This is a genomic window from Pseudomonas sp. Pse79 (assembly GCF_024519615.1).
Taxonomy (GTDB): domain Bacteria; phylum Pseudomonadota; class Gammaproteobacteria; order Pseudomonadales; family Pseudomonadaceae; genus Aquipseudomonas; species Aquipseudomonas veronii.
The window spans coordinates 87,321-97,888 of the sequence record NZ_JALJRR010000024.1 but is presented as its reverse complement, the minus strand read 5'-3'; the positions used below and the strand labels follow the sequence as shown (position 1 = coordinate 97,888).

Sequence of the window (10,568 nt, the reverse complement as noted above, 5' to 3'; positions counted from 1 at the left end):
CGGCGTCCTGCCGGGTTACCCACGGATTCAAGCCTGCGTTCGGCCAGCGTGGTTTAACGGGGCGCCTCAGATCAAGATCAAGATCAAGAGCCTCGCTTCGCATTGTGGAGTGCTTTGGATCAAAAGCGGATCAAGAGCCTCGCTTCGCATTGTGGGGTGCTTTGGATCAAAAGCAGGTCAAGAGCCTCGCTTTGCATCGTGGGGCGGTTCTTTTTGGATAGTTAGAAGGTGGTGCGCAGGCCCACTTGTACGCTTCTGCCTGCTGCCGGGGCGATGTCGCGCAGGATCGAGCTGGCGTAGCGCACGGTTTGGTTGGTCAGGTTTTCGCCATTGACGAATGCCAGCCACTGGCTGCCGCCGACGTTGAAGCGATAGCCGGCGCTGGCGCCCAGTGTGGTGTAGCCGTCGGTGCCGCTTTCGTTGGAGGGCACACGGCCTTGTCCGGCGGCGTGTTCGATGTCGATGCGCGCTTGCCAGCGGTCCAGTTCCCACAGCAAGCCGCTGTTCAGGCGCAGCGGTGCGATGCGCGGCAGGGCTTCGCCGGTGTCGAGGTTGGTGGCGCGGGTGTAGTCGCCCGACAGTTCCAGTGCGAACTTGCCGTAGGCGCCTTCGCCGAGCTTCCAGTGATCCTGGGCTTCAAAGCCGGCGAAACGGGCGCGCACTCCCGAGTATTCGTATTCGGGGATGCCGCCGGCGTCTTCTTCACCTTCGTCGTTCAATGTGCGACCTGTGCCCAGCAGGCCGATGTAGTTGGAGAAACGGCTGTAGAACACGCCGAAGCTGCCCTTGTGCGTGCCGTTGTCAAAGCGCAGTGCGAGGTCGCTGGATACGGCTTTTTCTTTCTTCAGGTTGGCGTTGCCCAACTCGTAAGTGCCGGTGGCGACGTGAGCGCCGTTGGCGTATAGCTCGTAGAAGGTCGGCGCGCGCTCGGTGTAGCCCAGGGTTGCGGCCAGCGACCAGATCGGCGTGAGGGTGTACACCGCGCCGGACGACAGGCTGCCGGCGGTGAAGTCGTTGGTCTTGTCGGCATTGGCGAAGCGCGCGTTGCCTTTGCTGTCCGGGTCGACGCTGGTGTGCTCCAGGCGCCCGCCGAGGCTGAGTTTCAGGCGCTCGGTGGCCTGCATTTCTTCGAGGATGAACAGCGCGCCGGCGTTGGTGTCGGTCTGCGGCACGAAGGCTTCTTCGCCGAGGGCTGAGAACTCGTTGCGGGTCACTTGTGCGCCGACCACGCCGTCGAACGGGCCGAGCGGCTGGTGGCGCGCTTCAACCCGGGCTTCATAGCCTTTGTTCTTGAAGATTGTGCCGGTTTCGCCGCCTTCGATTTCGCGGTGCTCGTAGTCGGTGTAGCCGGCGTCGAGTTTCACCGAGGTGAACGGGCCTTGCAGGTTGCGTACCTCGGAGGCAAACGCGTAGTGGTCCTGCTTCATGCGGATTCGCACAGCCTGTTCGGCGGGTGAGCCGTAGTTGCTGTCGTAGGTGCTGTAGGACAGCCCGGCATAACCGTCGTCCCAGGTGTAGGAACCGCCCAGCGCACCGCCGTCCTGGCGCCCGTCGCTGTTGCTCAGGCGGCCGTTTTTGCCGGGGCCGTCTTCGGCTTCCGGGGCGTGGCGGCTGCGGGCTTGGCCCGGGATTTTGAGGTCGTTGAATTCCCGCGCATTCGCGTCCAGGTGCAGGGCGAAGGTGCCGTTGCCGGCTTCGAGTTTGCCCGCGCTGCTGCGCGTGGTGTCGGCGCCGCCGTAGCGTAATTCGCCGGCGCCGTGGATGCCTTCGATGGCTTCGGTGGGGATGCGATTGTCGAAGGTGTTGACCACCCCGCCGATGGCGCTGCCGCCGTACAACAGGGCCGCCGGGCCGCGCACGATTTCGATGCGGTCGACGTTGACCGGGTCCAGCGGCACGGCGTGGTCGTAGGACAGCGACGACGCATCCAGCGCGCCCACGCCGTTGCGCAGCAGGCGAATGCGGTCGCCATCCTGGCCGCGGATGATCGGTCGGCTGGCGCCCGGGCCGAAGTAGGACGACGACACGCCCGGTTGCTTGTTCAGGGTTTCGCCGAGGCTGCCTTTTTGCTGCAGGGTCAGCTCATCGCCTTCCAGCACGGTGGTCGGCGAAGCCAGTTGCGCGCTGCCCAGGGGGTTGGCGGTGATGACTTGGGGTTGCAGTTCCAGCGCATGGGCTTCGGAGCAGATCAGCAGGGCGGCGGCGAGGGGCGACAAGCGCCAGGCAGAGGAGAGGGACATCGGACATTCCTTGGCAAACGATAAAAAGAGAAGGCGGCAAACGGTAACGAACAGCTTACGGTTGATAACTATCGTTACAATATAACATCTCCTTTTGCCCTGAAAAGGGCAACTTTTCCCCAGGGGCTATATTCAATGCGGTGCTTCCACCTGTTCGCCCCGTCGGCTAAGGTGCGCGGCTGTATTTCCTCTTTTTGCAAAAGGCCTGGCATGACCGCGACAAGCAACGACCCGCTTCACGGCGTGACTCTGCAACACGTCCTCACCACCCTGGTGGAACACTACGAATGGAGCGGTCTGGCCGAGCGCATCGATGTCCGCTGTTTCAAGAGCGACCCGAGCATCAAGTCGAGCCTGACGTTCCTGCGCAAAACCCCGTGGGCGCGGGAGAAAGTCGAAGGGCTGTACGTGAAACTGATGCGTACCAAACGCCCGTTGGACTGAGCCCATGAAACGCTGTGTGACGGCGGCGGCCCTGGCCGGTTGGGTGGGGTTGGCGATTCAGCAATACCTGATTTTCTATTCGCGCTGGTCGACGGGCGCCAGCCTGTTGGGCGGGCTGGTCAACTTCTTCAGCTTCTTCACCGTGTTGACCAACACCCTGGTGGTGGTGGTGCTGAGCTACGCCGTGGTTGATCGTGATTCAGCGGCGAAGCGGTTTTTCCTGGCGCCCAGGGTCAGCAGCGCGATTGTCGCCAGCATCGTGCTGGTGAGCCTGGCCTATAACCTGTTGCTGCGGCACCTGTGGCAGCCCGAAGGGTTCCAGTTCATCGCCGACGAATTGCTGCACGACGTGATGCCGCTGCTGTTTGTCGTCTACTGGTGGCGCTGTGTGCCCAAGGGCACGTTGCAGTGCAAACACATTGGCCTGTGGGTGTTGTACCCGTTGGTGTACTTCGCCTATGTGCTGCTGCGCGGGGATTTGCTCGGGCAATACCAGTACCCGTTTTTCGACGTCGGCACCCTCGGTTATCCACAGGTGTTCGTGAATGCCGGGGGGATCCTGGCGGGGTTCGTGCTGATTGCTCTGGCGGTGGTGGGGTTGGATAAAAGCATCAAACCCCACGGATGACTCATTCTTCCTCACTGCCCTCGGCGCGCCAGTAGCCGACGGCCTTGAGGAACGCTTCATCGACCTTGTGCGTATCCAGCAGCACCCGGCGCACCTGGCGCGACAGCTTGGTTTCCATCGCGACGAAGGTGTACAGCGCACCGCTCGGCAGCGTCAGTGCGCGCACGGTGTCGAGCAGGTCGGTCTGGCCGCGCACCACCCAAATCACTTCTACCTCGGCCGCGCTTTGCAGTGCTTGCCGTTCCGCCGCATCGGCGATTTCGATCACCGCCAGCACCGTGCGCCCGGCCGGCAGTTCTTCGAGGCGGCGGGCGATGGCGGGCAGGGCGGTTTCGTCGCCGATCAGCAGGTAGCTGTCGAAGATGTCCGGCACGATCATCGAGCCCCGTGGGCCGCCGATGTACAGGTGCTGGCCGACTTGAGCCTGCTCGGCCCAGGTGGAGGCGGGGCCGTCGCCGTGCAGCACGAAGTCGATGTCCAACTCGCCGAGGCTCAGGTCGAAACGCCGTGGCGTGTAGTCGCGCATGGCCGGCTGCGGGCCATCGCCCTTGATGCTGAAGGTCGGGCTTTGCAGCGCGGCTTGCTCGGCGGCGTTCTGCGGGAACATCAGCTTGATGTGATCGTCACTGCCCAGGCTGACAAACCCCGCCAGTTCGGGGCCGCCGAGGGTGATGCGGCGCATGCGCGGGGTGATATCGACCACCCGCAGCACGTCGAGGCGACGGCGTTTGATCTCGTGGCTGACGCGATGGATGACGGGCGTATTCATTGATTTTCCCCCTGGACAGCTTGAACGGCCGGGCCGTCGACGATGGCTTGTGCGGTGCTGTTGAGCAGCGTGGCGACCCGCGCGATTTCTTCGGCGCTCCAGCGTCCGTGGTGCAGTTGCAAGGCATGACGCAGGTTATGCACCGCCTCGTGGATTTCGGGCGGGCGATCATGGCCGCGCAGCGAGCGTTTGCTCACGTCGATACGCATTCGCACGCCTTCCAGTGCAATCGCCTGCTCACTTAAAGAAAGACGACCGGCGTCGGTGATGGTGTAGCGTTTTTTTCCGCCTTCGGCATCGCCGCTGATCAATTCGCTTTCTTCAAGGAAGGTCAGGGTCGGGTAGATCACGCCGGGGCTGGGGCTGTAGGCGCCGTCGAACAGGCCTTCGATCTGGCGGATCAGGTCGTAGCCGTGGCACGGCTGCTCGGCGATCAGCGCCAGCAACAGCAACTTCAGGTCGCCGGGGGCGAACACGCGTGGGCCGCGACCGCCGCGTTCACGGCCGGGGCGTTTTTCGAAGCCGTCGCGGCCGTCGCCGTGGGAATGGGGATGATGCTCTCTCATTTTGGGTCTCTCCGTTTTGGTTAAGATATAACTTAAGATATATCTTTAGGCTGTTCAAGATCAGTCGACCAACGGTCGCGGCCTACTTAACTACCACCGTCCCGCGTGATGCGCCCAGCATGCTGATGGCTCTTCCCATGTGCATGGAGCCAGTGCGATGAGCACATTGATTTCTCCCCCTTACTCGCCAACCTCCTTGGAAATACGCGGGTATCTGCATCAGATCGGTCACCAGTTGCTCGAAACCGACACCCCGTTACTGTCCAAGCGGCCGCTCCCCGTCGAGTTACAACAGCTTGAAAAACTCAACCAGACGCTCACGGCGCACGCGCGCGCTCACTTCGACCGCTGTCGTGCGCTGTATGCCGATGTGGCGCAGGCCGACCTGCAAAGTGACGAGGGCAAGCAACGGCTGGCGACGCTCAAGCGCGACCTCACGGCGCACTTGCAGAAACTGGACGAAACCGGGGTGTTGGGCGGCCAAAGCCTGCGCACGTTCATGGCCAACGACGCCGGCCTGGTCGCGTTGGAACTCGAAGCCAGGCTCAACATCCAGGACTCTCTGCTGCATCGTGAAGAGGCCCGCCTGGTGCAGAACCTGGGGCTCGGGCCGAGCTTTCGACCGGGCATCTATGCGCTGACGTTCAGCTATCGAGCCCAGACGATCGAGTTCGCCGGGGCCTTTGTGTTGACCGAAAAAAACACCCCCGTGGTCGCGCAGCTGACCCCGGCCGACGATGCCGGCTACGTCGTGCTGTTCACGCCGGCCCGTGGCTTCGAGTCGTTCAGCTCGCTGGCCGAGATGAACCGCCGACTGCGCGAGACGATGGCGGTCGGCAGTTGGCGCAAGGAGTTCATGCGCCTGCTGCCGCGCCGGTACTGGGGGCTGTCCGTCATGGGCGTCTGGCCGCTGCAGTTGGTCCCCATCAACAGCGAACCGCTGTGCGAACACACCTACGATGCCAGGCTGGCCAAACGCGCGCTGGATATCGATTGGGCCTTGAGCCTGGACGCCAACCCCGACCATAGCGCCCGGCAGCTGCTTGCCGAGCTGGACGACGCAATTCGCGCGGCCTTGCCCGACCTCAGCCCGCGCCTGGAATTGCGCGCCCAGCGCCTGCTCGACCGTTGCCTGGAGCACAGCGCCCCGGCCTGGTATCGCAACGCGCCGAGCCACCAGCGCGAGGCCCTGGCGCGGCAGCTGAGCGAGTACGACGAGGCCCGCCAAGCCCTGCTGAACCTGTTCGGCCATGCCGCCTCGCCGCAGGCCCTGGCGCGCTATCAGTTGCTCGAACAACTGGCCGCTGACCTGGAAATCACCGACCTGGACCCCGACCGCCTGCAAGTCCGCACGCGCCGCAGTGTGGCCAGGGTCGGCGCCTACGAGCAGAAACACAACCTGACCGCGCTGGCGCTGCGCGGCCTGCACACCGGCGACGAACTGCCCGGCTCGGCGTTTTTGCTCAATACCACCCTCACGTATGCCGACGCGCCGCTGCCCGAGCGCTATCAAGACCTGACCCCGGCCTATCTGGTCAGCCTGCTCGACAGCCTCAAACCGCGTGCGGAGTTTGAGGCCGTGCGCCGCGAGTACTACGCCAAGCCGCAGATCCACGCCGCCATCGAACAGATGCTCGACCGCCGCATCAATGCCCTGGCCTACACGGCCACGCTGCAAAACCACATCACCGAGGCCGACTATCAACGCGTTACCCGCCTGCGTCGCGGCACCGACGCGCAACTGCACGCGAGCAGCGTTGCGCTCAATGGCTGCGTGCTCAAGGACCTCTGGCTGCTGCGCGAGCGCGACGAGCAGGGCGCGATCCAGCGCTTGCTGCTGTGTACCCCCGAAGCGCCGCAGGCCCAGCAGTTTCATGGGTTCGACACGGAAACCGGCTGCCAGGCGCATATCCTCGGCTGGTGCGCGGACGAAACCATGCGCGCTTATCTGCTGGGGCAAGTCGCCCTCAAGTCCCGTGCGGGTCTGGAAACGTTCATGGCTGGCCTGGGCTTCATTCCGGCGCGCCAGGAATATCGCCACGTCACCTTCAGCCAGGCGGCCGACCACGCCGATTGCCTCAAGGCCCTGCGCGCCCAACTGCTGCAGGTGCAGACCGACGATTACCACTGGGGCACCCCGATGTGGTACCGGGCCGCCACCGAGGCCCAGCGTCGACAACTGACTCAACTGGCGGAAAACGCCGAAGGCGCGGCGAACACCTATGCGCAAAACCCGTTATCCGACGCCCGCTTCATCAGCTTCGAGCGCTTCCTGCATGCCCAGGCCAAGACGCAGCTCAACGCCCTGCTGGGGCGCCAGCGGCAAAACGATGTCGACCCCGATACGGTGTGGGTGCATTACCCCAAAGACTTCCCGGCGTTGACGCGCCCCGCGTCGGTGTCCTACACCCGCCTGTATCGCGATGGTTATGAGGATTCGCTGGGGTTTCTCGACGCCAGGTTCGACGCCGTCGCCACCTTCATGGGCCCGGCCGGGGTCGACCTGAGCAAGCTCACGCCGCGCAACGTCGCGCTTTCGGTGCGCGGCGTATGGATCGGCCAGCGCTACGCCGATGAAGTCCAGGCCAAACTGCAAAACCCGGCCAGCCCCGGTTATGCCCTGCGCCGCGACGCAACGCTGGCGATCAACCAGTTGCAGTTGCACAGCGCGGCGCTCGAATCGCGCCTCAAAGGCCATATCGCCCAGGTCGATCTGGATTGGTTTGAACGCGCCATCAAGAGCCTGGACGACACCTCGGTCGAGACGCGCAGCACCTACAACGTGCATCGCCTGATGATCGACGGCGACTGGGTGATCGACACCTTGCTGTTCAGCCACGGCGCGAACCCGGTGTTGCTCTATACACCGCAGGCGCCGGACGGCGTGTTCTTGCGCGAAGCCCGGCTGTTCAACTACCTGCTGAAAAAAGTCGACGGCATGCTCGATTACTTCAGCGCCCGCGTCGGTGTGCAGTCCCGGGTGCGCGTGCGGCGTTTTCTGCAAACCGCCCAGGCCGGCCTGCCCGCAGACCTCAACAGCACCGACCTGAGCCTGGCGCGCTACGACGCGATCGAGCGCGTGCCGCCCGTGCTCGACCTGCGTCACCTGCTGCACGACATGAAGTTGCAACGCAAGATCGACGACGTTGCCGCCACCACGGTCAATCGTACCGACATGATCATGGGCCTGGTCTGGAGTTGCCTCGAACCGCTGATCGCCATTGCGACCGCGCCGTTCCCGGTGTTGAGCCTGAGCCTGGGCCTGCTGCTGGCGCTCAAGGACGGCATGCTGGCCCTGCACGCCTACAACCAGGGCGACACCGATGCGGCGCTGCAACACTTCGTCGGCTACCTGAGCAACAGCCTCGGCGCAGTGTTCACCGACCTGCGCCCGGCACTCAAGTCCATCGGCCCGCTGCTCCGGCCGATGCGCCACCTCATGCGCCCAGCAGCGCCGCGCCAGGCCATGGCGTTGATCCAACAACTGCAGCCGCCGAGCCCCACGCTCGCCGGTATGCAGGCGGTGTGGTTCGAGGGCCGGCCGTTGTGGGCGGGCAAAACCCCCGATGCCCTGGGTCGCTATCTGCTGTTTCGCCAGGACCCGGTGAGCGGCAAACTCGTGTCGACCGCACGCCTGGTCAACCAGAACGCCGAGGGCCGCTGGGTGCGCTCGGGCCTCACCGGCGGGGCGCCGAAACGCCCCGCGCCAAGCCCCCACGCGTTGCAGCGCTATGAAGTTCCGCCGGAGCTGGCCAAAGACTACGAAAGCGTTCTGAGCGTGGAGTTTCGCAACACCTCCAGCGTCGATGAGTTGTTGGGCGAGGGCACCCGCGACAGCCTGCTGACCTATGAAATGGCCCCGCTCCAGGCCCCTTACCTGCACGCCTACCTGCAGTTGCGCGGCGATGCCGACACGTTCTTCGCCCAGCTCAATCCCATCGTTCCCAGGGCCGATGTACTGGCCTTCGAAGCCAGCGCGAGCCATCGGCACATCCTGGAAAGCGCCTTCAAGGAAAACCCCGGCTTGGTGGTGGGCGCCGTGCCTGGCTCGCTCGCCGCCAAACAGCTGCTGATCGACAATATGCACACCCTCTACGAGCAGGGCGTGCGGCGCCTGTACATCGAGTACCTGCCGGCGGACCTGTTCCGGGGCAAACTGGACAAGTTCAACGCCGGCGGCAGCTACTGGCACATCAGCGAGTACCTGAAAAAAGTCGAGGCAGCCCTGGGGATCGCCAACGACTCGCCGCATTCCTATCGCGCCCTGATCCTTGCGGCGCGCCGGCAAAACATCGCCGTCTGTGGGCTGGACGCGTCTACCGGCTACGAGGTGGACAAAGCCTTCAACCTGAAAAACGGCGCGCTGGTCAGCCCTCGGCCCAACGCCCAGCGAAACTTCTACTCCCACACGCTGATCGAGGCCGACCTCGGCGCAAAACCCGGCGAAGGGTGGGTCGCCCTGGTCGACAGCCGCCGTCTCAACACGCACACCCAGACCCCGGGCCTGGCCGACCTGCAAAAGACCCTGAGTGTGCGCGTCGAAGACGTCGCCCCCGGCCAACCGGTGGGCATCTGGAACGATACGCCCGGTGCGATCGTCGACGACCCGGCGGCCAAAGCCGACTTCAAGCTGACCCTGCAAACCGCCTACACGGCGCCCCCGGCATTCGTCACCGCGCCTGGCCGCGCAAACGCGTACAGCGAGTTCGACATCGACTCGCGGTTCGTCCCCGAGCTGCATGAAATGGGCAAAGGCGCGCATGCGTTCGACACCCGTTATGGGTCGCTCAACCCGAAAATCGCCGCTGCCGAAAGCGCCTTCCGCAAGACCCGCGAGCGCCTGAACACAGCGGCGCAGGCGTTCTTCAAAACTCCTGAACTGCCCCCCAGGCCGACGTTGCCGGACCTGCCGGCGAACACCACGCCCGCCGACTTTATCGCGCAAAGCTACCAACACGCTCGGGGGCTGATTGTCTGCGAGAGCCACGTCGAGCAATCGAGCAAGGCGCTGCTGATCGATCAGATGAAGGCGCTCAAGCAGCAAGGCGTCAAAACCCTGTACATGGAGCACCTGTTCACCGACCTGCACCAGGCCGACCTGGATACCTTCCAGCGCACGGGCGTATTGCCCCCAGCGCTCAAAGACCGCCTGTGGACCCTCGACCGGGGCCACATGCCCGAGTACCGCGGGCCGCACACGTACACCAGCGTGGTGGAAGTGGCAGGCAAACACGGCCTGCGCATCCGCGCATTGGATTGCGTATCGAGCTACCACACCAAGGGCATGAGCGCGCCGCAGACGTCGCGCATTGCGATGTTCAACTTCTTTGCCGGCGAGGTCATCCGTCTAGACCAGGCCGCCCAGGGCGCGCACAAGTGGGTGGCGCACATGGGCAATGCCCATGTGCATTCGGTCGAAGGGATTGCGGGGGTGGCCCAGACGCAAGGGGCGATCAGCCTGCGGCTCTCAGATGTACCGGCGGGCACTGCCAGCGAGCTGCGCTCAGGGCTGCAATGGACCGTCGCCTACGGATCGTCGTTGTACCCCAACCGGCTGACGGCGATCCGCAGCGACTTCACCCTGGCTGTCGGCGTCCCTGGCATGCGTCCTCCTCGCGCCTATGTTCCCGCCGATCGTTCACGCTTGACGCGACCGGGACAGTTCATGGTCGAGCAGCTTTCACCCCATGAAGTGAATCTGGTGCATCACTCGCGCAGCGGCGAGATCCTTTCCACGCCGGTGCAGATCGACGATCAAGGCCGCTTCTTCATCGAGCGCTGGGCAGAACTGAAGGACGAGCGGTTCAGCGCGTTCGAACGGCTGCTCTCGGCCCTCGATCAGGTGGTGAAACTCACCCACGTCCAGTAAACCTGACCCCCCCTGCTGGCGCGGGCAGGGGGGTGGAAAAGTCCAGATCCTA

Annotated in this window: 6 protein-coding genes; 3 read left to right on the top strand and 3 right to left on the bottom strand. The window is 64.2% G+C overall.

What is annotated here, in order from left to right; genetic code table 11:
• Window positions 1–221: 221 nt before the first annotated feature.
• Window positions 222–2,240 carry a TonB-dependent receptor gene (locus NR164_RS24420; protein WP_256823360.1) on the bottom strand — a complete coding sequence of 673 codons (2,019 nt, stop codon included), beginning with the start codon at window positions 2,238–2,240 and terminating at the stop codon, window positions 222–224.
• 210 nt (window positions 2,241–2,450) lie between these two features.
• Between NR164_RS24420 and NR164_RS24415 the strand changes: the two genes are divergently transcribed.
• Window positions 2,451–2,684 carry a VF530 family DNA-binding protein gene (locus NR164_RS24415; protein ID WP_010212838.1) on the top strand — a complete coding sequence of 78 codons (234 nt, stop codon included), beginning with the start codon at window positions 2,451–2,453 and terminating at the stop codon, window positions 2,682–2,684.
• 4 nt (window positions 2,685–2,688) lie between these two features.
• The gene (locus NR164_RS24410) at window positions 2,689–3,312 is read left to right on the top strand and encodes a Pr6Pr family membrane protein (protein WP_017844565.1); all 624 of its coding nucleotides are present in this window, start codon (window positions 2,689–2,691) and stop codon (window positions 3,310–3,312) included.
• A gap of 1 nt (window position 3,313) precedes the next feature.
• On the opposite strand, the gene NR164_RS24405 is transcribed toward NR164_RS24410, so the two are convergent.
• On the bottom strand, window positions 3,314–4,081 hold the full coding sequence (locus NR164_RS24405) for a siderophore-interacting protein (RefSeq protein WP_177031884.1): 768 nt from the start codon (window positions 4,079–4,081) through the stop codon (window positions 3,314–3,316).
• Window positions 4,078–4,647, bottom strand: coding sequence for a PadR family transcriptional regulator (locus tag NR164_RS24400; protein WP_017844567.1), 570 nt, complete (start codon window positions 4,645–4,647; stop codon window positions 4,078–4,080). The genes NR164_RS24405 and NR164_RS24400 overlap by 4 nt, the downstream gene beginning before the upstream one ends.
• A gap of 157 nt (window positions 4,648–4,804) precedes the next feature.
• Between NR164_RS24400 and NR164_RS24395 the strand changes: the two genes are divergently transcribed.
• Complete coding sequence (locus NR164_RS24395) at window positions 4,805–10,516, top strand: membrane-targeted effector domain-containing toxin (protein ID WP_256823359.1); 5,712 nt, start codon at window positions 4,805–4,807, stop codon at window positions 10,514–10,516.
• Window positions 10,517–10,568 lie beyond the last annotated feature (52 nt).

Coding starts and splice junctions, on each gene's coding strand:
- NR164_RS24420 (WP_256823360.1), bottom strand. CDS start 2,240: ATGTCCCTCTCCTCTGCCTGGCGCTTGTCGCCCCTCGCCGCCGCCCTG.
- NR164_RS24415 (WP_010212838.1), top strand. CDS start 2,451: ATGACCGCGACAAGCAACGACCCGCTTCACGGCGTGACTCTGCAACAC.
- NR164_RS24410 (WP_017844565.1), top strand. CDS start 2,689: ATGAAACGCTGTGTGACGGCGGCGGCCCTGGCCGGTTGGGTGGGGTTG.
- NR164_RS24405 (WP_177031884.1), bottom strand. CDS start 4,081: ATGAATACGCCCGTCATCCATCGCGTCAGCCACGAGATCAAACGCCGT.
- NR164_RS24400 (WP_017844567.1), bottom strand. CDS start 4,647: ATGAGAGAGCATCATCCCCATTCCCACGGCGACGGCCGCGACGGCTTC.
- NR164_RS24395 (WP_256823359.1), top strand. CDS start 4,805: ATGAGCACATTGATTTCTCCCCCTTACTCGCCAACCTCCTTGGAAATA.